Source organism: Haloarcula sp. KBTZ06 (genome assembly GCF_048595605.1).
Lineage (GTDB): Archaea > Halobacteriota > Halobacteria > Halobacteriales > Haloarculaceae > Haloarcula > Haloarcula hispanica.
This window is the reverse complement of record NZ_CP184337.1, coordinates 1,265,582-1,287,619: the sequence shown is the minus strand read 5'-3', so window position 1 is coordinate 1,287,619 and position 22,038 is coordinate 1,265,582. Positions and strand designations below refer to the sequence as shown.

Genomic DNA, 22,038 nt, shown 5'->3' with positions numbered 1-22,038 from the left:
GTATTGCGACTGGTTGCCGCTCCGACCGCACGCTGTCGTGCGGTCGATGTGGTACTGACTCGCAATAATCACTATGACGTTACCAGACCAGATACAGCATCGCGTAGACGGCGATCCCCATCGAGAAGGAGATCAGCCACAGCCCCGCGGCCAGCTTTCCGGCCCGCGGGTGGTTCGTCGACGGCAGTTCCGAGACGGGGTACGTGTAGGCCAGCAGCAGGACGTAGTACACCGCCGGGATGGCGATGATGGCAAGCAGGATGTGGATAGCGAGGAAGGGGAGATAGAAGTACGTCTCGACGACTGCCGGGCCGGTGAAGTCCGTCGGCCCTTCAAGCGTTATCCGGTAGAGGTACAGGACGAGAAACAGAGCGAACAGGCCGAACGAGGAGAGCATCAGCTTCCGGTGTCGGGCGACATCGCCGCGGCGGATCGCTCGGATACCGCCGACGATTGTTCCGATAGCGAGGGCGCTGACCACGGCGTTGGCGTGGGGGATCGCCCCGAGTACGCTCGCGGGTGCAGCCGGGAGAGCGGACTGTGGAATCGCCCCGAGAACGGCCCCGAACACGAGCGCGAGCGACACGACCGTCAACAGGCCAGTGAGTGCTGGCACGCGATACCGAGCCTGAAGATCCATACCACAACTCCGGACTGGACGCAAAATACGGTTTCGAGTCACGTACGGCGAGGCGGGGTCGCTACGTGGTTTTCGCTGCCGGCCGCTCGACGTCGGTTACGTCCAGTCGGACCCGTCCCGTCGAGTCGTTGGAGAGGGCGGTTTCCCACCCGTGACCGTGTGCGATTTCCCGGATCACGGCGAGGTGGAGCCCGACCCCTTCGTCACTGGAGGCGTAGTAGAGTTCAAACGGTTTCTCGTTTCCCGTCTCCAACGGGGTGCCGTCGTGTTCGAGGGCGAACCCGTCGACCGTGTCCGTGATCGTTATCTTCTCGGTATTGCCCTGCTCCGTCGCGAACCGGAAGAAGTTCTCCGCGAGCTGACACAGTCGGCCACTATCGGCCAGTATCGTCTCGGTACAGTCGATTTCGATGGTCGACCCGTCGGTGTCGACCGTCGTCCAGGCGTTCGCCATCACGTCTGAGAGTGTTACCGGCTCGACGGTGTACTGTCGGCCACCCTGACGGGCGATTTCCATGAGGTCGTCGATGAGAAACGACATGCGGGTGTGGCTGCGCTGGATGGCGTCGAACTCCTCGGCGGCGTGTTCCGCGGCTAGCAGTTCGACTCGTCCCATCGCCGCCTGAAGCGGGTTCCGGAGCTCGTGTGAGATTATCTGTGCGAGCTCTCGGAGTCGCTCTTTTTGTCGTTCCAGTTCCGTCGTCCGCTGCTGGAGCGCGTCTTTCGTCTGGCTCGCGTCGATAGCCAGCGCGATGTTGTGGCCGACTTCCCGGAACGTGTCCTGTTCTTCCGTGTCGAAGATATCGACGCGGTCGGCGTACACTCCGAGGACGCCGTACGATGTCCCATCGTACACCAGTGGGACAGCGAGAACTCGGGCGCAGTCCGTTTCCAGTGCGTCTGTGTCATTTGCGAACGTTGCTGGGTCGATATCCGCAACGACCAGTCGGTCCTCCGACTCGGCGCGGCACAACGGCTCCGGCACGGTGATGGAGACGCGGTCCCGCTGTGAACCCAGCGCTCGAACGACCGGCCTGTCGTGCTGACAGGTCACCGTACAGGCTTCGCTGTATCTGGCTGTGCCCGCCAGAACCGCCGAGACGTCGCGTTCGATATCCACCCGCGACTGTGAGCGGACGAGCGCTTGATTGACCAGCCGGACGGCCTCGTTGAGCTGTTTTCGCTTGTTCGCCCGTTGACGGGCCGGGCTGGAAGCGACGGCGGCGTCGACCCGCGCCAGAAGCCGCTGGTGAGCGTCGCTCACTGTGCTCGGAACGTAGCCGAACACGTCGCGGCTGTAGGCCTCGCGGGCGATGTCGCCGTTTGTCACCTCGGCAAAGAGGACGACCGGGAGTTCGGGGTGATTTCGTTGCAGTCGATCAATAAGGGTCAACCCACCGAGATACTGTGTCCCGTCCGGGTTCTCCACTTCGCAGTTCGTGACGACACAGTCCGTGTCGTAGTCGCCGAGCGCACACTCCAGATCGCGAACACCGTCGAATTCGTGGACGGTGAGATCACTGTCCCGGAGCATCGAAATCGCGGCCCTGTCCTGGCTCGGACTACGGACAAACAGGACGGTGGGCTGTGACTTCATCACCCTTCCGAGGAGACACACGCATAAAGAAGTTACACCACGAAATACTCCATTGTTGACACCTCTACCATCTCAGCGACGCTATTGCTCATTTCAGGGGACGATTTATACACACGGCACCGTATCCTTTGATGATGGCACAACCGGGGCTGGAAATCCATCGGACCCAGTCGGCAGTCATCGATGCGATACAATCTCTTATCGACAGTGCCGAGGAGAGCCTCACGGTTGCGGTCCCGAAATCGTCCCTCCCGGAGTTTGTCCCGCAACTCAGCGCCGCTATCGAGCGGGATGTACTGGTATTGTTACTGGTCCACGGCGATGCGACGGCACCGACGCCCGCATACGAGGATATCGCAACGGCGGTCAGGACAATCGAGAGCGGTATTACCCCACTGCTCGTGACCGCAGATATCCAGCGCGGACTCACTGGGCATTCCGGACTGCTGACCGACTCGATAGCAGAATATCAGGCGACCGAGTTCGACAACGAAAACCTCGCTCACGACGAATTCGCGATGTTTCTCGGCACTCATTGGCTGATGGGGACGGAACACTACATCGCTAGCGTGTGTGCGTTCCCGCGAACGTTCTCCGCGTTCCAGTTCGCGGTACTCATGGCGGCGCTGGCGTTGCGCGCGGGGACGGCGATCACTGCTCGCGCTCGGGTCATCTCGACTGCGGACCGGACGGAGACGACGATATCGGGACCGGTGATAAACGTCCGGCAGAGCGTCGTCTATCCCGCATCGAGCACGAACCCGGCCGAACGGTCACTCACTATCGAGACCGATGCCGGACCGGTCACTGTCGGCGGGGCCGGTGCGACGAAGGAAGCCTACGAGTGTCGCGAGATCACGCTGGACAGGGCTGACGACGAATAACGCAGCGAGAAAATCGCCTGTAAGACGTAACAATCAGCGTCGGTGTGTCGACCGTCGCTATCGAGTGCCGACCGTCGCTACTGGAAGGTGCGACTGGCCGTGCTCTCGTCAGTGACGCCGGGTTCGGCCCGGTCGAAGCGCTGCTCGATTTCGTCGTAGCGCTCGCGGGTCTCCTCGGTGACGCTGGGGCCGACTTCGGAGAGCGCGTGCTCGAAGTGGTCCATCGTCACGCGGACGTTGCTGACACTGTCGCCGATGTCCTCGGGGTCCACGCTGTTGATGAACTCCCGGGTCGCGGCCATCGACGCCTCGCGGGCGACCGCTTCGATGTCCGCGCCGACGTAGCCGTCCGTGCGGCTGGCCAGGTCGTCGAGGTCGACGCCGTCGGCCAGCGGCTTGTCGCGGGTGTGGACTTGGAAGATGGCGCGGCGCGCTTCCTCGTCCGGGACGGGCACATGGACGTGCCTGTCGAGTCGGCCGGGGCGCAGGAGCGCGTCGTCGATGAGGTCCGGCCGGTTCGTGGTCGCGACGACCACGACGTTCTCCATGTCCTCGATCCCGTCCAGTTCCGTCAGGAGCTGGGAGACGACGCGTTCGCCGACGCCGGAGTCGGTCGTGCCGCCGCCACGTTCGCCGGCGATGGAGTCGATCTCGTCGAAGAACACCACGGTCGGGGCGTTCTCGCGGGCCTTGCTGAACACTTCGCGGACGCCCTTCTCGGACTCACCCACGAACTTGTTCAGGAGTTCCGGCCCCTTCACGGAGATGAAGTTGGACTGGGCCTCGTTGGCGACGGCCTTCGCCAAGAGCGTCTTCCCGGTGCCGGGCGGGCCGTACATCAGTACGCCCTTCGCGGCTTCGAGGTCCATCGACTCGAACACGTCTTCGTACTCCAGAGGCCACTGGATGGTCTCCCGGAGCCGTTCCTTGGTGTCTTCGAGTCCACCGACGGAGTCCCAGGTGACGTCCGGGACTTCGACGAACACTTCCCGGAGCGCGGAGGGCTCGATGCCCTTCATCGCCTCGCGGAAGTCTTTGTCGCTGATCTCCAGGCGTTCGAGCACCTCGGCGTCGATCTCGTCGGATTCGAGGTCGAGTTCGGGGCGGATGCGCCGGAGGGCGTTCATCGCGCTCTCTTTCGTGAGGGTCGCGAGGTCAGCGCCGACGAAGCCGTGGGTGTTCTCGGCGTAGTTCTCGATGTTGATCTCCTCGGAGAGGGGCATCCCGCGGGTGTGGACCTGCAGGATCTCCTTGCGGCCCTTCTTGTCCGGGACGCCGATTTCGATCTCGCGGTCGAAGCGGCCGCCACGGCGCAAGGCGGGGTCGATATCGTCGACGCGGTTGGTCGCGCCGATGACGATGACCTGTCCGCGCTCTTCGAGCCCGTCCATCAGGCTGAGCAGCTGGGCGACGACGCGGCGCTCCACGTCGCCCTGGGTCTCGCCACGCTTCGGGGCGATGGAGTCGATCTCGTCGATGAAGACGATAGCGGGGGCGTTCTCCTCGGCCTCTTCGAAGACCTCACGGAGTTGCTCCTCGCTCTCGCCGTAGTACTTCGACATGATCTCCGGCCCGGAGATAGTGGTGAAGTACGCGTCGATCTCGTTGGCGACGGCCTTGGCCATCAGCGTCTTGCCCGTGCCGGGCGGGCCGTGCAGGAGGACGCCCTTCGGCGGCTCGATGCCGAGCTGCTGGAACAGTTCGGGGTGGCGCATCGGCAGCTCGATCATCTCGCGGACCTGTTCGAGTTCGCGGTCGAGCCCGCCGATGTCCTCGTAGGTCACGTCGGGAGTGTCGCTCGCTTCAGGTGCGCCCTCGCCGCTGTGGACCTGCTCGGCGGGCATCTCGCTGACCTGGATGTCCGTGGAGTCGGTCACGACGACCGTGCCGGAGGGCTCGGTCTCGGCGATCTTCAGCGGGATCTTCTGGCCGGACATCGAGGAGAGCGGTCCGAGGCCGAAGCTCACCGGAACCGTCTGGCCCTGCGTGACGGCCTGGCCGCTGAGGTTGTTGCGGATCATCGGACCGACGTTGCCCCGGACCCGAAGGTTCTGGGGCAGCGCGACGGTGACCGAGGTCGCGGGGTTGACGTCGGCCTTCTCGATGTTGACGGGGTCGTCGATACCGACGTTGGCCTCCTGGCGAAGCTGCCCGTCAATGCGGACGATGCCGTTCCCCTCGTCCTCGGGGTAGCCGGGCCAGACCCGGGCGACAGCGCGGCTGTCCTGTTTCCCCTCGAGAACGATGTAGTCGCCGTTCTCGAGTTCGAGTTCGTCCATCGCAGCGCGGTCGATTGCTGCGAGGCCACGGCCAGCGTCTTTCTGTTTGAGTGGTTTAACTGTAAGTCTCATCAGTTATCTCCCTCGCCGTCTGACACTTCGATAGTGAGAACCCCGTGGTTGATAAACGCTTGTGCGTCGTCGGCGGGGAGGTCTTGTTCGTACTGGTGGCCGTCTGCGACGACGATGACGGTCCCGTCGACCACATCGACACTCGCATCGGCGGCAGGTCCCACGTCCGCCGCGAGCACGACGCTGTCGTCGTACTCGAATCGGCGGAGGGGCGTCTCGTCGAACAACTGCTGTTCTGAAGTCATGCTAACTCAAAGTAAGCGTGACAAGTATATAAACCTATCGCAGAAATACGCTGTACGGCGGAAATATAGAGCGAATTGCTTGAATGCGGTTCACACTCTATTTGGGCGCGCCAACCTTTTATCCACACCGCTTCCGAACGGTGTCGCATGGAACGGGTCAGTCACAACGGGCGAGGCACGGCGTACAGACAGACACAGCCTGCGGCATCGGGGCCGACGGCGCTGTATGTCCACGGCAGCGGGGCGACACACCGCGTGTGGGGTCGCCAGTACGCGCCATCCGGACCGACCCATCCCGCCGTCGCACTGGACCTGTCAGGGCACGGAGATTCGGACGATATCGACACCGGCGCCGGGACCACGACACTCGACGCCTACGCGGACGACGTGGTCGCTGTGGGGCGGGAGACAGACGCGGAGGTGCTGGTCGGGAACTCGCTGGGCGGGGCCGTCGCCCAGTGGGTCGCCCTGGAGCGGGACTGGACGCCCGAGGCGATAGTGTTGCTGGGGACCGGCCCCGAACTCCCGGTGTTCGAAGGATTACAGGAGTGGCTCGCGGACGACTGGGACCGCGCCGTCGAGTTCCTGCACGAACGGGACCGCCTGTTCCACGACACCGACTACGAGGCCGTGTCGCGCTCCCACGAGCAGATGGCGGCGGTCGGGCAGGCGGTGACCCGCCGCGACTTCATGACGTGTCACGGTTTCGACGTGCGCGAGCGACTGGGCGAGATTGACGTGCCCGTGCTGGCCGTCTGTGGCGAACACGACAAACTGACCCCGCGTGCGTATCACGAGACACTGGCCCGCGAGGTCCAAGACGGAGCGGTGTCGTTTATTCCCGCCGCTGCACACCTCGCGATGGTCGAACAGGCCGAGACGTTCAACGACGTCCTAGAGGAGTTCATCGATGACACGGTCTGAGCGGGCCTGAGCGGCTGGAGAGGGGTTACTCTCCGGAGTAGACCCACGGCCCGAGCGCGAAAAACAGCAGCGCGATGGCGAGCATCGCCCGCGGCCCAGCCCGGAAGAACGCCGCTGGTGCGACGACGGCGACGGCCTGCACGACACCCATCGGGATGGCGTGTTTCGGCCCTGGCTTGGGGTAGTCGAAGGGCGCAATCATCGCAAGCGAGAGGCCGAGCGCGCCGACGCTCAGCACGAGCGGGTTCGTGACGCCGCTCAGATACGCCGTCGCGATGATGATACTCCCGAGCGTGTTCGGCATACCCGGCCGCTCGTCGGGAGAATCGAAGTACGTCGAGTAGAACGCGGTCCGGACGATAGAGCACACGACGTACGCGGAGGCGAGCAGGGCGAGGCCGATGAACACGGCCGGGTGGGCGGACTCGATGCCGCCGTAGGCGTCTGTCAACAGCACGTACAGAAAGAGGCTCGGTGTCGCGCCGAAGGAGACCACGTCAGTCACAGAGTCGAGCAGCGGGCCGACCGCCGAACTGTCGCCGTTCCGGGCGACGATCCCGTCGATAGCGTCGGCGATAACAGCCAGCAGAATGAGCCGAGCGGCCAGATGCGGGTCGGTGAAGGCGATGGCTCCGGCGACGAACCCGACGACGGCGTTGAACAACGTCACCGTGTCGGCGACACTGAGTCGTCGGCGTACCTCGAAGCCCATGGTTTCCCGGTTGGCCACGGCGTATATGAAGGACTCGAAAGCGAACGCCCCGCAGTGCCGACCGACCGGCCGTTACTCCTCCGGGAGGTCGTGGCCGATGACGAGGCGAGCGGTGGTGGCGAGCGTCCCAACGACGAGGACGACCAGTTCCCAGCCGCTCCGGGCGATGGGGAACACGCGGTCGACGTTTTCTGGTTCCGGTTGTCCCGGATTCGGGTCGATGCCGGTACTCATCTGTACCTCGGTGGAGTTGCCCATCGACTGCGTGGTCGACCCGCCGCTCCCGCCCGTGCCGGTGCCACCGGAAGCCTGAGAGGACGGCTCGGGCAGTTCGACGAACGTCTGGACGATGCCGCGCTGGCTCGACAGCTCCAGATGACCGCTGAGCTGATAGAACTGGTCGTACAGCGGCCAGAAGAGGTTCGCACCGCCCGTAATCAAGTCCAGCAGTACGTGACCCACCGCGTACACCACGACACAGAACCAACTGACTCGAACACCGTAGGCCCCCCAGCGGCCCTCGATATACGATTCGTCGCGCACGTACAGGTCCATCGCGATAAGGAGCGCCAGTACCGCCGGAATGACGAGGTTCGTCGTCGCGGCCCGGTGGCCGGCTTGCCAGTAGAGCCCGAGGAACGCGTCTATGTCGGGAAACGTGACGACGAGTATCGACAGGAGGAGCGACCGCTTGTCGAATGCAGCACCCAGCAGCGTTGCGGCGAGTAACCCAACGAAGGCGTAGTGAACCACCAGCGAAGGCATATAGATATCAATACTACCACAGAAATGAGCGTTGTGGTGGGCTCTATCAGAATTAGAAACTACCCCACTTGATTAATATAGCCACAGTAAATACGTTGTTAGTGGGGAATCGGTGGGGTGGTGCGGCACCCACTATCACTTCTGTAAACAGTATCGACACACCGAGTCAAAACAGCGAAAACGAGAACCGCTCAGTCTGCCGTGATTTCCTGCTGTGCCGTGGCCGTCTGATTCTTCATTGGGGCGACGAGCCTGTAGAGCGCGTACAGGGCCAGGACCAGGAGGCCGGCCAGGACCAGCCCGGTCCGAAGCGTTGGGTCGACCATCGGGGTGGCGATGATCTCGCCCGCGTCGTTCGTCAGCGGTGCCGCGCTGTAGGGCTTACCCGCCAGTATCTCCACGATGCCGAGGACGACGACGCCCAGCAGCATCAGTCCGCCGCTGAGTGCCATCGCCGCTTTGTCGATGACGGTGGTGTGTTGTTGCATTGGTGGTCACCTCCTTAGCCGAGCAGGTACCTCAGTTTCGGGTGTCGTTTGACCAGTTTGGTCTTCTCGATGATCGCGTCGAGGCCGTAGTAGCGACCGGTAGCCAGCACGATCATCGTCATGAACAGCAGCATGCCCATGAAGTCGCTGTTGACCAGCCCGTGGCCGAACTCCGCGTTGCCGATCCAGAACAGGGCCATGAAGAAGACCCCGAAGACGGAGGCGAGCCTGACTAGCGCGCCGACCATCAGTCCCAGCCCGATGAGCGTCTCGCCCAGCGGGACCATTGCCTGGATGAGCCAGCCAAGGTATTCGCCCATCAGCACGGGGAGCGGGCCGAGTGCCGTGCCAGTCATCTGCTTGAGGTACGTTGGCCCGTAGGTGTAGGCCAGCCCGTTCTCGATGAGCTTCGTTACGCCTGCGTGGAAGAACCACCAGCCGGTTACGACACGCAGGAACGCCAGCCAGTACGCGGTCCAGGCCCCGCCGAGCTCGAGCTCGAAGTCGTCTGCCAGGGGGTTCGCCGCTTGATAGGACATCTGTGTCACCTCACATATAGAGTTCCGCGCCGCTATGATATATAAGGGAGCGGGCGTTCCCACCGAGTGAAAACCTATCTCAGCCCCTGAGAAGGGATGTATCAGCCGTTTAGCGTTTCGACACCTGTTCGGTTGCGGGTTTTTATTTCCTCCGACGGGAAGACAACCGCTCACGGGCCACCGTGAGGTTCAAACCCTCCATGCGACTACGCTACGGTACCAATGGTACTCGAACTGACGGGCGAACACACCACGGCGCGGGTGATGGTCGACGACGAGTCGCTCGTCGAGGCGGGGTGTCGGGAGCAAATCGAGACGCTCATCGACCACCCCGCGTTCACCGAGCCGGTTCGAATCATGCCGGACACGCACTGGGGGGCCGGCGCACCCATCGGCTTCACGATGCCGCTGGGCGAGCGCGTCGTCCCGAACATCGTCGGCGTCGACGTCGGCTGCGGGATGGCCGCGACGAACCTCGGGCCGGAGCTTCCGCTGGAAGACACCGAGCGCGAGCGGCGCGTCCGCGAGGCGGTCCCGATGGGGCGGTCGGTTCACGACTACGACGACGCGGTTCACTTCGTCGAGGAGTTCCCGTTCGAGCGGGCCAACCGCGTCTTCGAGCAGTTCGACGCGGCCTACGCCGAGCGGTTCGGCGAGCACATCGACCCAGTCGAGTTCGACTTCGACGGCTACGACGAGGAGTACTTCGAGTCGCTCTGTGACCGCGTGCTGGCAGACCAGCGCCAGGGAATGGGGTACATAATCAAAAGCGCGGGGACGCTGGGCGGCGGGAACCATTTCGTCGAGTTCGGCCGGGCACGCGAGTCGGGCGACTACTGGCTGGTCATCCACAGCGGCTCCCGCTATCTCGGCAAATCCGTCGCCGAATACTGGCAGTCGACAGCGACGGACCGCCGAACAATCGGAGAGATACGTGAGCAGATTCCAGAGGAGTACGTCGAGTATCTGAAGTTCGACCCCGATACGGTCGAATCTCGTGACCTCTACGCCTGGGTCACCGGCGGCATGGGCGAGTCCTACATCCGGAAGGACCGACTCCGCCGCGAACTCGACGGCAAGGAAATCGAGAACGCCTTCGACGCACTGGGACAGGTCCAGGACGCCATCCACAGCAGCGACGACGAGGACCGCAACACGGACTTAGACTGGCTCGAAGGCCGCGAGGCCCACGGCTACCTCGTCGACATGCTGTTCGCTCAGCAGTACGCCCGCTGGAACCGCGAACTGATGAGCGACGCCGTCTGTGACGCGCTGGGAATCGACCCCGTCGACCGCTTCCAGTCGATTCACAACTACATCGACTTCCGCGACCTGACCATCCGCAAGGGGGCGACCCCGGCCCGCGATGGACAGCGCCTGCTGGTCCCGTTCAACATGGCCGAGGGGTCGATTATCGCCCGGGGGAAGGGCAACGACGAGTACCACCAGACAGCGCCACACGGCGCGGGTCGCGTGATGAGTCGCCGGCAGGCCCACAGCGAGGTCGACATGGACGAGTTCGCCGCAGCGATGGACGGCGTCTACTCGGAGTCCGTCATCAAAGGTGTCCGCGACGAAGCGCCGATGGCGTACAAGGACGCCGACGCGATTCTCTCTGCCATCCAGCCCACTGCCGAGGTCGTCGAGTACGTCGACGCGGTCCACAATCTGAAGGCGACTGAGTGAGCGGGCCTGTTAGCCTGGCAGAAAGTGATTAGGACGCGAAGGCCCTGTGTCCTGTATGACCATTCTCGTGGCTATCGCCAACGATTCGGTCTCTCCGGCGGTCATCGATACGGCAGTTCGACTCGCTGACGGGCTCGACGAGGAACTGTACGTCGTCCACCTCGTCGACGAGGACACCGCCGACGGCACGGCCATGCAACTCCGGGACGAGATGCGCGACCGGTTCCGCGACGCCACCATCGTGGCGACGGTCGCTATCGAACACGTCGGTCGGTCCGCGATGCGTTCGGGCACGCGGATCGGCAACGAACTACTGGAACTCGCAGCCGACGTGGACGTTCGGCACATCGTCATGGGCCACGAGCCGAAGGGCCTGGCCGGCAGAATCCGGGAGGGCGACGCGGCGGTCGCTGTCATCGACGCCGCCAACGTGCCCGTTACGATTGTCCCGGAGGCCCCCTCCGACGTGTAAGCGCCTCACGATGGTTACAGGCCCAGTTCCCGGCCGAGCACCATCCGCTGTATCTCACTCGTCCCCTCGCCGATTTCCATGAGCTTCGCGTCGCGGTAGAACCGCTGTGGCGCGAAATCAGTCGTGTACCCGTAGCCGCCAAGCACCTGAACGGCGTCCTCGGCGACCTCCCGGCAGATTTCGCTGGCGTCGAGTTTCGCCAGCGACGACATGCGCGTCACGTCCTCTCCCTGGTCGTACATCGTCGCCGCCTTGTGGGTCAGCAGGCGGGCGCGCTCGATTTTGCGGTCCATCTCGACGATCTTGTCCCGGACGGCGTCGAACTTCGAGATGGGGCGGTCGAACTGCTCGCGTTCGGTGGCGTAGGACTTCGCGGCCTCGAAGGCCCCCTGTGCGAGCCCCGTCGAGAGCGCAGCAATAGAGATGCGGCCGCCGTTGAGCGTCTTCAGCGTCTGCTCCCAGCCGTCGCCTTCGTCGCCGAGCAGTCGGTCCGCGGGAATCCGACAGTCGTCGAACTGGAGTTCGCAGGTCGGTGAAGCGTTCAGCCCCATTTTGTCCCATTCGGTCGTCACCACCCAGCCGTCGTCATCGGGACCGACGATGAACGTCGAGATGCCGTCGTAGCCGGACTCAGGATCGGTGACGGCTTTGACTAGCACCGACCCGGCGACGGAGGCGTTCGTGATGAACTGCTTGGTGCCGTTGATGACGTACTCGTCGCCGTCCCGCTCGGCCGTCGTGTCCATGTCGCTGGCGTCGCTCCCGCTGCCCGGTTCAGTCAGCGCCCAGCCGCCGAGGTGTTCGCCGGAAGCGAGCGGTGTGAGCCAGCGCTCTTTCTGTGCATCTGTGCCAAACAACTCTATGGGCTTGCTTCCGAGCGAGGTATGGGCCACGTACGAGAGCCCGATGCTCCCGGAAACGCGCCCGAGTTCCTCGGCGACGAGCGCGTACATCAACGTATCGCCGCCCAGACCACCCCACTCCTCGCTGATCGGCACACCCATGACATCAAGCTCGCCCAGTTCCTCGAATATTTCCGCCGGAAACCGGTGCTCGTCCTCTATCTCCTGGGCTATCGGCTGAATCTCGTTCTCGCAGAACTCGCGGACCGAATCCCGTATCATCCGGTGTTCGCCGGGAACGTCGAACTCCATACCGAATCTATGTCCTGTGTTATTAAATAGCACACGGGGGCAGACACAAGCCATTTGCCCGTCCACGGCTTTTCTCAGGTGGAATGGCGTTCCGGCGACTCCTCCGCGGGACGGTCCCCTGGGAGCAACTCGAAGGCGTGGTGCGAGCGGTAATGGAGCGGTACGACGAGCCCGCGGCCCATGTGGCGTTTCTGGAGGCAGACAACTGGCTCTCGACTCCGCTGGTCGTCAATGATCAGTGGTTCGTGAAAGTCATCACGGGGCAGAACTCGCTGGTTCATACACTGTTGACCGCCGGCCGAAACATCGGCGCGTTCTCGTCAGGGACCGAGGGTTTTTTCGAGCATTTCGGGACGCCCTACGAGATGGCAGAACACGAACTGGCGGCGACCCGGCGGATGCGGGAGATCGGCGTCAACGCTCCCGAGCCAATCGAGGCCTTCGAATACGACGGGATGGGGGTACTCGTGCTGGAATACATCCCCGACTTCGAGCCGCTGGACCACCTCTCGCCCGAAACCGTCGAGTGTCACAGCCCGACCGTGTTTGACTTCCTCCACCGGATGCACGAGGACGGCCTGGCACACGGCGATTTCCGGTGTGAGAACGTGCTCGTGGCCCACGACGACCTGTACTTCATCGACGCCACGAGCGTGCGCGAGGAAGCGATCAGCGACGCTCGCGCCTACGACCTTGCCTGCGCGCTGGGCGCGTTGGAGCCGCTCATCGGCGCGCCGGCCGCCGTCTCGGCCGCGGCGATGCACTACGAGACGGCGGAGCTGTTGGCCGCGGAGGAGTTCCTGGATTTCGTCAACATCCGTCCGGACCACGACTTCGCCGCCGCCGAAATCCGCGGGGCCGTGGAAAAGCGCACATAGGCCGGCCCGGAACGGCCTCAGTCCGCCGGCGTCGCTCCGAGCGCTCGGCTTCTAGCAACAACGCCGATGCCGACGAGTACGACGGCCCCGCCGACGACGGTCGATGGACCGGGTATCTCTGCGAGCAACAGCAACGCAAGCAGCGCGCTCCCGACCGGTTCGCCGAGCAGCGAGACGCTAACCATACTGGATTCGACGTGTGCCAGTGCCCAGTTGAGGACGGTGTGGCCGAACACGCCGGGACCGACGGCCATCGCGAAAAACAGCGCCCATTCCTGTGGCGGGTAGCCTGTCACGGGGTGGCCTGACGCGACGACGAAGCCGAGGAGGCATATCGCGGCGACGCCGTAGACCACGGTCACGTAGGGGATAAGGGGGAACCGCTGGCGGAGCGAGCGCCCGGCGAGCACGTAGCCGGCGGCCATGACACCGCCGACCAGCGCCAGCGCGTTGCCGTACAGCGGACGCGGGCCGATGGTTCCGCCGCCGAGCAGTTCGCCGACGGACATCACGACGATGCCACCGATAGCGACGAGGATGCCCGCCGTCGTGCCGCGCGTGACGCGCTCGTCCAGCAGCGCCCACGCGCCGACAGCAACGAACAGCGGCTGGCACTGGACCAGCGTGACTGACGCCGCGACGCTCGTCCACGCCAGGCTCTCGAACCACGCGGCGAAGTGAACCGCGAGCGCGACGCCAGTCGCCGCAGCCGCCAGTACGTCTCGCCGGGAGAGTCGCCCGAAGGCTGACCGATGCCGGCCCAGTGCCAGCGGGGCCAGCAGTATGGTCGTCAGCAGAACGCGGTAGAACGCCGCGACCGACGCCGCGGCCGCGCTCCAGCGGACGAGAATCGCGCTCGTACTGACTGCGAGCACGGCGACAGCCAGCGCGATTCGCGGGTCGATTCGCGGCTCGGTCACGCCCATTTCGCTCCATTGTAGCGCGGAGATAGCACGACACCGGTAGTTACCGCGACGACACGTCTACTCATCCCGTGGCAGTATCCGACACGGGAATAAAGAAACACCGGAGACCATAGTCGGGGCCGTGCCGCCCGCGGGCAGGCCGAGTTACCCTTCGAGCAGTTCCTTCGTCTGCTGATGGCGATACCGAAACATCGGCTCCATCCCGAGACAGCCGAAGGGGCCGAGCGCCTGGCCCAGCGGTCCGCCAGGCAGTTCGAACTCGACGTGGTCGTGGACGAGCGTCTCCCTGTCGCTCAGCGCTTTGAACGTATGCGTGTGTTCCCAGTGGGGGAACGGCCCTTCCTCCATCACGTCGCGGAACATCGCTTCGTCCTCGCCCTCCTCCCGCGCAACGATATTCGAGACCCAGCGCTGGCGCGGCGGCACGCCGAACGGCTTGATTGAGGATTCGACAACCGACCCGGCGGTCAGTTCCTCGGGATTCGGCTCGCCATCCGGTCCCCGCTCCGCCTCGATGCGGATGTTCATCCAGTCGGGAGTCAGCGCGACCAGCCCATCGCCCGTCGCGTGGAACTTCCAGACTTCTGACAGCGGGGCTTCGACGCGAACCTGCCGCTCGTAAATGTCCATACACACAGTAGGGGAAGCGCTGGCAAAACACCCGCGATAGCCACGACCGATGCCGGGACGGAGTCAGGGCCAGATACCGCCTTCCTCTGCGGCAGCGACGACGCGCTGGATGGCGACGACGTACATCGCCGTCCGGAAGTTCGGCGCGCCGGTCTCCTCGTAGGTCTCGACGAGGTCGTCAAACGCGTTCGTAATGATGGTCTCCAGTTCGTCGTTGACCCGCTCTTCGGACCAGTAGAACCGCTGGCGGTTCTGGACCCATTCGAAGTACGACACCGTGACGCCGCCGGCGTTGGCGAGGATATCAGGGAACACGGCCACGTCGCGCTCCGTGAATACGTCGTCCGCGTTCGGTGTCAGCGGGCCGTTTGCCGCCTCCACGACGATGTCGGCCTGTACGTCGCGTGCGAGGTCGCCGTCGATGGCGTTTTCGAGCGCCGCCGGAACGAGCAGATCCACGTCCATCGTCAACAGCTCCTCGTTCGTCAGCTCTTCCGTCGCGCCCTCGTAGTCGGTTAGTGACCCGGTCTCGCTTTTGAACGCCTTCGCGTCGCGGGCGTCGAGCCCGTCAGGGTTGTAGACGGCACCGGAGGAGTCGGACACTGCGACGATGTTCGCGCCCAGGTCCTCGATGAGTTTCGCCGCGACGGAACCGGCGTTCCCGTACCCCTGCACGGCCACGGTTGCGCCCTCGATGTCCTTGCCGAGATAGTCGAACGCCTCGCGTGCGGTGAGCATCACGGAGCGACCGGTCGCTTCGACGCGGCCCGCACTGCCGCCCGACTCCGGAGCTTTTCCGGTGATGACGCCGGGTTCTGTCGTGTTCTCCAGCGTCTCGTAGGTGTCTTTGATCCAGTTCATCTCGCGCTGTCCGGTGTTGACGTCAGGCGCGGGGATGTCCCGGTCCTCGCCGATGATCGGACGGAGTTCCTTCGCGAACGACCGCGTTATCCGCTCTATCTCGTCGGCCGAGTACTGGCGCGGGTCGATCTCGATACCGCCTTTCCCGCCGCCGTAGGGGATGTTAACGGCGGCGCATTTGTACACCATCCAGCCTGACAGCGCCTTGACCTCGTCGCGTGTGACCTGCGGGTGATAGCGAATTCCGCCCTTGTACGGCCCTCGGTCGCCGTTGAACTGTGAGCGATAGGCTCGAAACACCTCGACGGAGCCGTCGTCCATCTCCACGGAGAGGTTCGTCTCCAGCACTCGCTCGGGGTGTTTCAGCCGTTCGAGCACGTCGGTCGAATATTCGAGATAGTCCGACGCGTCGTCGATCTGCTCCTGTAAACTCTCAAACGGGTTTACCTCTGGAGACATACGCGGAATGTCTCAGACTGTGGGCAAAAGAGTACCGCCGTCCATGGGATTCTCTAGACGAGCGATACCCACAACGGCACTAGTCGGCCACATGGATTGCTGGCGATTGAGCACGGTCGTCCATGGCGATACGATCCGTGCGGAAACGGCGGTCCTGTACAAGCGACTGACCGGCGACGAAGTCGTGGTATCGCTACGATGCAGGTCGACGCTGCAGCAAGGGCGACACGCTCGTCTGTACGTTCGAGCGGACGGCCTTTGTCCAGCGTGCAGACGACTGAAATCGGAGGACGGAAACCCCGAGACGGCTACAGGCTAATCAAGAGGACCGCGTTTATCACGACGGCCGCCACCCACGGGAGCGCTAGCCCGAGCGGCACGACGACGCCGCGCTGCTCGTTCAGCAGCTGGCGGGTCAGCCCTGCAAGCCCGAGAACGCCGACTTTCGTCGCTCCGAGAACGGCGATCCCGAACGTCTCTATCGCGGCCCGCATCACGGGGTTTCCCTCGTGGAGGCCGTGCTGGAGGCCGACGTGTGTCAGCCACACGTCGACGATGAGCGTCACGGCGACTACCAGCCATAGCTCTCGCTCGACGGCCGCTAGTTCGTCAAGCAGGGCGCTACACCACCTGTCGATGATCCCTATCGGGACCGTTCGGTCCGTTGTGAACACGTCACCCTCCGCAACCACGCCCCCACGTGGTCTGTTATCCTGTTTTCACCCAGTGTATTAAATACACAGTGTTTACTACTGAAACGGAAGGGGTAGGGGCTGTCTACTCCCGAGAAACACGGGTGTATGGGCCGCCACGAATACAGTCAGAGAATCGTCCCGTGTTTCTTCTCTGGTCGGTCCTTTTCGACGTCCTCGTATAGGTCAAACCGGGCAACGGTTTCGTCTCGGAGGTCACCCGGCGGAACGATCTCGTCGATGACGACTTCGCTCGCCATCCGGTGGACGTCGATGCCTTCGCGGTACGCCTCGCGTAGCTCCTGCTCGCGCTCGGCCCGCTCTTCCGGGTCGTCGATTGCGTCCAGTTTGTTCGCGTACACCGCGTTTATCGCGGCTTCTGGCCCCATGATCGCGATTTCGCTGCCCGGGAGCGCGAGGGTCGCTTCGGGGTCGTAGGCGGGGCCTGACATGGCGTAGATGCCCGCGCCGTAGGCCTTCCGGACGACGACGCACTGTTTCGGAACGGTGGCCTGCGAGGTAGCGTAGATCATCCGCTTCCCGGCTTCCAGTATGCCCTCCTTTTCGACCGAGGAGCCTGCCATGAACCCCGGCGTGTCACAGAGGTACAGCAGTGGGATGTTGTAGGCGTCACAGGTCCAGACGAAGCCGGCCGCTTTGCGGGCCGAATCAGGGAATATTGCGCCGGCCCGCTGGCTCGGCTGGTTGGCGACGATACCGACGGGCCGGCCGTCGACTCTGGCGAATCCAGTCAGAATTTCGGCCCCGTACTCCGACTGCAGTTCGAAGAAGGAGTCGGCGTCGACGATGTGTTCGATAACTCGGTGCATATCGTAGCCTTTGTTCGGTTCTGCGGGGATGACCGAGTCGAGGCCCGCAGGGTCAACTGCCGGCGCGGTCCCGTCGGTCCGTGGCGGTTTCTCGTCAGCGTTATCGGGCAGATACGTGATGAGTTGCGCCACGAGCTCGCGGGCGTGGTCCTCGTCGTCGGCGACCAGATCCGCGCTGCCGGAGTGACGGGCGTGCAGGTCCGGCCCGCCGAGCGTTTCGAGGTCGATGTCCTCGCCAGTGACCATCTCGACCATTCGGGGGGATGCGATTGCCAGTGCGCTCATGCCACGGACCATGACGGTGAAGTCGGCGAACACCGGTGTGTAGGCCGCGCCAGCGATACACGGGCCGTATAGGACGCATATCTGTGGAACCGCGCCAGATAGCAGCGAGTGGTTGTAGTAGAACTTCCCGATCCCTTCGCGGTTGGCGAAGAAGCCTCGTTGCTGGTCGATACGGCCGCCCGAGGAATCGACCAGATACAGTAACGGCTGTCCGCTCTTCAGCCCGCGCTCTTGCAGTCGGAGGAACTTCTCGACGCCGTGGCGAGCGATTGATCCCGCCTTGACGGTGAAGTCGTTGGCGGCGACGTGTACCTGTCTGCCCTCGAAGGTCCCCGCGCCGGTGATGAGTCCGTCAGCCGGCAGCCGGTCGTCCTCGTCGTCCACGTCGGGACTGCTGGGATGCCACGAGTCGAAGTTCGCGAACCGGCCGTCCTCGAAGTCCAGGCCATCGTCGCCGAACCAGAGTTCGAGTCGGTCGCGGACGAACAGCTTCCCCTGCTCGGTGAGGCGGTCGCGGTACTTCTGCGGCCCGCCACGTTCGATGTCGGCGATCTCTTCACGGAGGCGTTTCTCTCGTTCCGTCGGTGCAGCGTCCGCCGAATCGCCGTCCACGGCTGTATCTTCGGCCCCATCTTCATCGGTCACCTCGCGGACTAACGTCGGGGTTTCATCGTCGCCGACGTACACTTCCACAGTTCGGCCGGTGTGTTCGGCGACGGCGGCCGCGATGGCCGACGCCTCGTCGCGCGTGGCCTCGGCCGCGATATGCACTTTCATACCACACCCAACGGACCCGGGGATCACAGTAGTTACCCCGCGTGCGATTATCACCTCTCGTAATGGTGGCGCACCATTGATATCGGGTGCCGGACTACTCATGTACCATGAGTGCCACCGGCCACCCCCGAGAGACGCCGCCGTCGGCCAGGCGTCGTCGCCGGTGGCTCCTGCTTCTCGCGGTATTCCTTTTGTTCCCGCTGCTCATTGCAGTCGCTTCTGGCACGGTCGCGGCCGAAGACACCGAGTCGCCGGAGTGGGGCAATGCGACGCGGGGCAACGCGACGACTATCGAGGTGTCCCTGTACGACGACGGTGGGTCGGTGGACACGAGTACGATTCAGGCAGCGGATTTCGAGCTAACCGCGGGTCGAGTGGAGAACGTCTCGGTCGCATCGATCAACGCCTCCGGCGAAAACAGGACCGGGGTGCGCGTCTCCCTGCTGCTAGAGAGAAAAGTCGACACAGACAACGTCACCGTCAGCCTCCGTGACACCGCCAGTATCACCGACGAAGCGGGGAACGAACTTCCCCACGAGTCGGTCACCGTCACCGGGATGGACGCCGTCGTGCCGAAGTACCAGTCGTTCGAGGTACGCCGCGTCAATAGCTCCACCGCCCGCATCTCTGTTGGGATTCACGAACCGATACAGCAGCTTCGAATCTCCGTCGGCGGCCCATCGCTAGACACACTCAACATCTCGGGATTCACCGAACGCACCGGTAACACGATCACGTACACACGAAAGTACACGTTCCCGGAGGAGGGTGAGTACTCGCTGCTGCTGATGTCGGTGACCGACGAGAACGGTAACGAGAACTCCTTTGGCCGACAGCGGACGTTCCTCTATGACGATTCCGCACCGAACGTCACCGTTGCCGGGCCGGAGAACGCGACGGTCGGCGAGTCGGTGACTTTCTCCGCGGCGGGGACGACAGACGATCAGGGCGTCGAGTCGGTCCGGTGGCAGGTGGGGAGCGATACGATCCTGACCGGCGAGAACATCACCGTGGCCTTCGCCTCGCCCGGCAGTCACGAAGTCACAGTGACCGCCGCCGATCCGCTCGGGAACACGGAAATTGTGACCAGAGTCGTGTCTGTGACGGGCAATGGAACCGCCGGGAACGTGACTGTGCGGCAGCCGAACGCGACCGTGGCGAACGTCTCGGTGAACGGATCCGGCCAGACACAGCAGATTCGGCCCTCGGAGGGGCCACTCGTCACCAGTGAGAACGGAACGCTGGAGCGGCTTGCCGCGTCGTTCCCGCGTAACGAATCCGCCACACTCACCGTCCGCTCCCGCCAGCCCACGCCAGCGTTTACGACTGCCACCGGGCACACCGGCGTCAGCCGGTTCGATATCGACCACGGCTCCGTTCCGGCCGAGGACGCGACGTTCACGTTTACTGTTGACCGTGACGCGCTGGCGGCGGTCGACGCGGAACCCGATGCTGTGACGCTGTTCCGGAAAGACGACGGGTGGACGCCGTTAGCGACCGACATCGCCGGCCGGAGCGAGTCACACATCGTCTACCGGGCTGACTCTCCGGGCTTCTCGACGTTCGTCGTCGGAGTCGAACAGACAGCAGCGACAGACATGGATGCGGAGGCGGCGACAACCGACTCGGAAACGTCGACGGCCGAACCCGAGACGACCGAGACACAGACAGAAGAACCCGGACAGCCGGATATCGTGGTCACGAACGCCACGGCAGTTCCATCGGAACTCGGCCCCGGCGAGCGAACCGTCATCGCCGTCGAGCTTGAAAACCGGGGAACTGCGAGCGGGGACCACAACGTGATCGTCGCGCTCAACACCTCGATACTGACGACGCGGACGGTCACGGTCCCTGCCGGTGAGACACGAACGACGGAGTTTGCTCGCTCGGTACCCGCAAACAAGACTGGTGAGCTAATGGTCGACGGGCAACGCATCGGGAACGTGACAGGCGGCAGCGGTGGCCTGCCGATTCCCGCGTTGCCGTCCATCGGGATTCCGAACCCGCTCTCGCTGTGGCCCGACGGCATCGTCGGCACCGTTCTTGGCGGGCTCCTGGGCGTCGCTGTCGGGCTGTACGGCGTTCTCAAAGCGCTGGCGATATATCTCGGTTACTGAAACAATATCCGAGCCGTCAGTCGATAGTCGCTTCGAGCCGGTCGATCAGGTCGTCGTTCCCGAGATACAGCGGCGTCCGCTCGTGTAGCTTGTCGGGCTCGATTTCGAGCAGCGACTGGTCGCCGTCGGAGGACCGACCGCCGGCCGACTCAAGGATGTAGGCCATCGGCTGTCCCTCGAACTGGACCCGGAGCTTTCCTTCGGGGCGTGACTCCAGTGCGGGGTACGAGAAGATACCGCCGTATGTGAGCACCTGATTGATGTCCGCGACCATCGCTCCGCCGTATCGGAGTTTCAGTTCGTGACGGACGTCCTCGGCGTAGGATTCGAACTCGTCTGTCCAGGAGTCGACCCCGCCGCCGAACCCGAACACTGTGGGGTCCTCCGGAACCGTCACGTCGTCGTCGACGACCCGCTTGTCGCCGTCTTCGAGGATGTACTCGCGGACGCTGCCGTCCCGGGCGACGACCATCGAGGTGATGGGGCCGTAGATGACGAACCCGGCGGCGAGTAGATTGGTGCCGACCGTCGGCGGCTGTTCGCTGTAGACGCCGAAAATCGTCCCCATCCCGCTGTTGGGTTCGAGGTTGCTCGACCCGTCGAGCGGGTCCATGGCGACGTGGAGGCGACCGTCTGTCGTTTTCACGTCCGCGCGTTCCTCGCTGGCGTAGGAGGCGACACCGTCGATGTCAAGCACCCGCTCCTCGAACAGTTCGTCGGCGCGCAGATCAGCCGCGAGCTGGTCGTCGCCGGTGGGGTTGACCGAGTTGCTCTGGCCACGGTGGTCGGCGATGGCGCGGCGGACGTCCGGTGTCGTCGCGGCGATGGTCTCGATGACTGCCGTGACTGTCTGCTCGGCTTCGGTGGTCGAAATGTCGAGTGACTTACTCATTTGTCAGATTAGGGGCAGGGACTGGCCATCCGGTGACCAGTCGAATTTTTCTCCGAGCCTGCTGCCCGCAGGGTCTCTCATCACCAGTACGTTCCCCGGCACACCATAAGTATCTTTTTGCTGACATTCACTACATTTCGAGTGAATATTCAGCCGCGGGGCAGTGCTTGCCGCTAAGCCTGTGACAGGTTGACTCGGTCGGATTGGGGCCGCCATGCCGATCCGATACCGTCG

General features: G+C 63.7%; 21 protein-coding genes. 6 read left to right on the top strand and 15 right to left on the bottom strand.

Going from position 1 to position 22,038, the window contains the following annotated elements:
• Positions 1 to 79 precede the first annotated feature (79 nt).
• Both ACNO8S_RS06760 and ACNO8S_RS06755 read right to left on the bottom strand, forming a co-directional pair.
• On the bottom strand, positions 80 to 640 hold the full coding sequence (locus tag ACNO8S_RS06760; RefSeq protein WP_014040288.1) for a DUF420 domain-containing protein: 561 nt from the start codon (positions 638 to 640) through the stop codon (positions 80 to 82).
• Between the two features lie 61 nt (positions 641 to 701).
• Entirely contained in the window at positions 702 to 2,237 is a 1,536-nt protein-coding gene (locus ACNO8S_RS06755; RefSeq protein WP_050007108.1) for a sensor histidine kinase, read from the bottom strand.
• A 131-nt stretch (positions 2,238 to 2,368) separates the two neighbouring features.
• On the opposite strand from ACNO8S_RS06755, the gene ACNO8S_RS06750 reads away from it, so the two are divergent.
• Complete coding sequence (locus tag ACNO8S_RS06750) at positions 2,369 to 3,121, top strand: TrmB family transcriptional regulator sugar-binding domain-containing protein (RefSeq protein ID WP_050038019.1); 753 nt, start codon at positions 2,369 to 2,371, stop codon at positions 3,119 to 3,121.
• 77 nt (positions 3,122 to 3,198) lie between these two features.
• On the opposite strand, the gene ACNO8S_RS06745 is transcribed toward ACNO8S_RS06750, so the two are convergent.
• Positions 3,199 to 5,472 (bottom strand): CDC48 family AAA ATPase, encoded by a 2,274-nt coding sequence (locus ACNO8S_RS06745; protein ID WP_420182698.1) that lies wholly within the window; start codon positions 5,470 to 5,472, stop codon positions 3,199 to 3,201.
• Positions 5,472 to 5,717 (bottom strand): DUF7127 family protein, encoded by a 246-nt coding sequence (locus ACNO8S_RS06740; RefSeq protein ID WP_420182697.1) that lies wholly within the window; start codon positions 5,715 to 5,717, stop codon positions 5,472 to 5,474. The genes ACNO8S_RS06745 and ACNO8S_RS06740 overlap by 1 nt, the downstream gene beginning before the upstream one ends.
• A 147-nt stretch (positions 5,718 to 5,864) precedes the next feature.
• Here ACNO8S_RS06740 and ACNO8S_RS06735 point away from each other — a divergent pair, with 147 nt between their 5' ends.
• Positions 5,865 to 6,641 (top strand): alpha/beta fold hydrolase, encoded by a 777-nt coding sequence (locus ACNO8S_RS06735; RefSeq protein WP_420182696.1) that lies wholly within the window; start codon positions 5,865 to 5,867, stop codon positions 6,639 to 6,641.
• Positions 6,642 to 6,666: 25 nt separating this feature from the next.
• Here the strand turns inward: ACNO8S_RS06735 and ACNO8S_RS06730 are convergent, their stop codons facing one another.
• From ACNO8S_RS06730 to ACNO8S_RS06715, 4 genes are all read right to left on the bottom strand, one after another.
• Positions 6,667 to 7,353: a protein sorting system archaetidylserine synthase gene (locus ACNO8S_RS06730; protein ID WP_050038016.1), complete on the bottom strand. Its 687-nt coding sequence runs from the start codon at positions 7,351 to 7,353 to the stop codon at positions 6,667 to 6,669.
• A gap of 72 nt (positions 7,354 to 7,425) precedes the next feature.
• Positions 7,426 to 8,118, bottom strand: a complete 693-nt coding sequence (locus ACNO8S_RS06725; protein ID WP_008309306.1) for a metal-dependent hydrolase — start codon at positions 8,116 to 8,118, stop codon at positions 7,426 to 7,428.
• A 191-nt stretch (positions 8,119 to 8,309) separates the two neighbouring features.
• On the bottom strand, positions 8,310 to 8,606 hold the full coding sequence (locus ACNO8S_RS06720) for a hypothetical protein (protein ID WP_146417265.1): 297 nt from the start codon (positions 8,604 to 8,606) through the stop codon (positions 8,310 to 8,312).
• A gap of 14 nt (positions 8,607 to 8,620) precedes the next feature.
• Positions 8,621 to 9,145, bottom strand: coding sequence for a DoxX family protein (locus ACNO8S_RS06715; RefSeq protein WP_336330484.1), 525 nt, complete (start codon positions 9,143 to 9,145; stop codon positions 8,621 to 8,623).
• A gap of 222 nt (positions 9,146 to 9,367) precedes the next feature.
• Between ACNO8S_RS06715 and ACNO8S_RS06710 the strand changes: the two genes are divergently transcribed.
• Together ACNO8S_RS06710 and ACNO8S_RS06705 are read left to right on the top strand one after the other, a co-directional pair.
• Positions 9,368 to 10,831, top strand: a complete 1,464-nt coding sequence (locus tag ACNO8S_RS06710) for an RtcB family protein (protein WP_420182695.1) — start codon at positions 9,368 to 9,370, stop codon at positions 10,829 to 10,831.
• Positions 10,832 to 10,886: 55 nt separating this feature from the next.
• Positions 10,887 to 11,303 (top strand): universal stress protein, encoded by a 417-nt coding sequence (locus tag ACNO8S_RS06705; protein WP_420182694.1) that lies wholly within the window; start codon positions 10,887 to 10,889, stop codon positions 11,301 to 11,303.
• A 14-nt stretch (positions 11,304 to 11,317) separates the two neighbouring features.
• Here ACNO8S_RS06705 and ACNO8S_RS06700 read toward each other — a convergent pair whose 3' ends face one another.
• Positions 11,318 to 12,457: an acyl-CoA dehydrogenase family protein gene (locus ACNO8S_RS06700; protein WP_420182693.1), complete on the bottom strand. Its 1,140-nt coding sequence runs from the start codon at positions 12,455 to 12,457 to the stop codon at positions 11,318 to 11,320.
• Positions 12,458 to 12,540: 83 nt separating this feature from the next.
• On the opposite strand from ACNO8S_RS06700, the gene ACNO8S_RS06695 reads away from it, so the two are divergent.
• Positions 12,541 to 13,335 carry an RIO1 family regulatory kinase/ATPase gene (locus ACNO8S_RS06695; protein WP_420182692.1) on the top strand — a complete coding sequence of 265 codons (795 nt, stop codon included), beginning with the start codon at positions 12,541 to 12,543 and terminating at the stop codon, positions 13,333 to 13,335.
• 17 nt (positions 13,336 to 13,352) lie between these two features.
• On the opposite strand, the gene ACNO8S_RS06690 is transcribed toward ACNO8S_RS06695, so the two are convergent.
• From ACNO8S_RS06690 to ACNO8S_RS06670, 5 genes are all read right to left on the bottom strand, one after another.
• Positions 13,353 to 14,261: a DMT family transporter gene (locus ACNO8S_RS06690; protein WP_420182691.1), complete on the bottom strand. Its 909-nt coding sequence runs from the start codon at positions 14,259 to 14,261 to the stop codon at positions 13,353 to 13,355.
• A gap of 144 nt (positions 14,262 to 14,405) precedes the next feature.
• On the bottom strand, positions 14,406 to 14,891 hold the full coding sequence (locus ACNO8S_RS06685) for an SRPBCC family protein (RefSeq protein ID WP_420182690.1): 486 nt from the start codon (positions 14,889 to 14,891) through the stop codon (positions 14,406 to 14,408).
• A gap of 63 nt (positions 14,892 to 14,954) precedes the next feature.
• On the bottom strand, positions 14,955 to 16,211 hold the full coding sequence (locus tag ACNO8S_RS06680; RefSeq protein WP_420182689.1) for a Glu/Leu/Phe/Val family dehydrogenase: 1,257 nt from the start codon (positions 16,209 to 16,211) through the stop codon (positions 14,955 to 14,957).
• A gap of 308 nt (positions 16,212 to 16,519) precedes the next feature.
• Positions 16,520 to 16,903: a DUF5658 family protein gene (locus ACNO8S_RS06675; RefSeq protein WP_050007112.1), complete on the bottom strand. Its 384-nt coding sequence runs from the start codon at positions 16,901 to 16,903 to the stop codon at positions 16,520 to 16,522.
• 128 nt (positions 16,904 to 17,031) lie between these two features.
• Positions 17,032 to 18,795, bottom strand: a complete 1,764-nt coding sequence (locus ACNO8S_RS06670; RefSeq protein ID WP_151146376.1) for an acyl-CoA carboxylase subunit beta — start codon at positions 18,793 to 18,795, stop codon at positions 17,032 to 17,034.
• 107 nt (positions 18,796 to 18,902) lie between these two features.
• Between ACNO8S_RS06670 and ACNO8S_RS06665 the strand changes: the two genes are divergently transcribed.
• Positions 18,903 to 20,912, top strand: coding sequence for a PKD domain-containing protein (locus ACNO8S_RS06665; RefSeq protein WP_420182688.1), 2,010 nt, complete (start codon positions 18,903 to 18,905; stop codon positions 20,910 to 20,912).
• 16 nt (positions 20,913 to 20,928) lie between these two features.
• Here the strand turns inward: ACNO8S_RS06665 and ACNO8S_RS06660 are convergent, their stop codons facing one another.
• On the bottom strand, positions 20,929 to 21,804 hold the full coding sequence (locus tag ACNO8S_RS06660) for a class 1 fructose-bisphosphatase (protein WP_151103345.1): 876 nt from the start codon (positions 21,802 to 21,804) through the stop codon (positions 20,929 to 20,931).
• Positions 21,805 to 22,038 lie beyond the last annotated feature (234 nt).

Coding starts and splice junctions, on each gene's coding strand:
- ACNO8S_RS06760 (WP_014040288.1), bottom strand. CDS start 640: ATGGATCTTCAGGCTCGGTATCGCGTGCCAGCACTCACTGGCCTGTTG.
- ACNO8S_RS06755 (WP_050007108.1), bottom strand. CDS start 2,237: ATGAAGTCACAGCCCACCGTCCTGTTTGTCCGTAGTCCGAGCCAGGAC.
- ACNO8S_RS06750 (WP_050038019.1), top strand. CDS start 2,369: ATGATGGCACAACCGGGGCTGGAAATCCATCGGACCCAGTCGGCAGTC.
- ACNO8S_RS06745 (WP_420182698.1), bottom strand. CDS start 5,472: ATGAGACTTACAGTTAAACCACTCAAACAGAAAGACGCTGGCCGTGGC.
- ACNO8S_RS06740 (WP_420182697.1), bottom strand. CDS start 5,717: ATGACTTCAGAACAGCAGTTGTTCGACGAGACGCCCCTCCGCCGATTC.
- ACNO8S_RS06735 (WP_420182696.1), top strand. CDS start 5,865: ATGGAACGGGTCAGTCACAACGGGCGAGGCACGGCGTACAGACAGACA.
- ACNO8S_RS06730 (WP_050038016.1), bottom strand. CDS start 7,353: ATGGGCTTCGAGGTACGCCGACGACTCAGTGTCGCCGACACGGTGACG.
- ACNO8S_RS06725 (WP_008309306.1), bottom strand. CDS start 8,118: ATGCCTTCGCTGGTGGTTCACTACGCCTTCGTTGGGTTACTCGCCGCA.
- ACNO8S_RS06720 (WP_146417265.1), bottom strand. CDS start 8,606: ATGCAACAACACACCACCGTCATCGACAAAGCGGCGATGGCACTCAGC.
- ACNO8S_RS06715 (WP_336330484.1), bottom strand. CDS start 9,145: ATGTCCTATCAAGCGGCGAACCCCCTGGCAGACGACTTCGAGCTCGAG.
- ACNO8S_RS06710 (WP_420182695.1), top strand. CDS start 9,368: ATGGTACTCGAACTGACGGGCGAACACACCACGGCGCGGGTGATGGTC.
- ACNO8S_RS06705 (WP_420182694.1), top strand. CDS start 10,887: ATGACCATTCTCGTGGCTATCGCCAACGATTCGGTCTCTCCGGCGGTC.
- ACNO8S_RS06700 (WP_420182693.1), bottom strand. CDS start 12,457: ATGGAGTTCGACGTTCCCGGCGAACACCGGATGATACGGGATTCGGTC.
- ACNO8S_RS06695 (WP_420182692.1), top strand. CDS start 12,541: ATGGCGTTCCGGCGACTCCTCCGCGGGACGGTCCCCTGGGAGCAACTC.
- ACNO8S_RS06690 (WP_420182691.1), bottom strand. CDS start 14,261: ATGGGCGTGACCGAGCCGCGAATCGACCCGCGAATCGCGCTGGCTGTC.
- ACNO8S_RS06685 (WP_420182690.1), bottom strand. CDS start 14,891: ATGGACATTTACGAGCGGCAGGTTCGCGTCGAAGCCCCGCTGTCAGAA.
- ACNO8S_RS06680 (WP_420182689.1), bottom strand. CDS start 16,211: ATGTCTCCAGAGGTAAACCCGTTTGAGAGTTTACAGGAGCAGATCGAC.
- ACNO8S_RS06670 (WP_151146376.1), bottom strand. CDS start 18,795: ATGAAAGTGCATATCGCGGCCGAGGCCACGCGCGACGAGGCGTCGGCC.
- ACNO8S_RS06665 (WP_420182688.1), top strand. CDS start 18,903: ATGAGTGCCACCGGCCACCCCCGAGAGACGCCGCCGTCGGCCAGGCGT.
- ACNO8S_RS06660 (WP_151103345.1), bottom strand. CDS start 21,804: ATGAGTAAGTCACTCGACATTTCGACCACCGAAGCCGAGCAGACAGTC.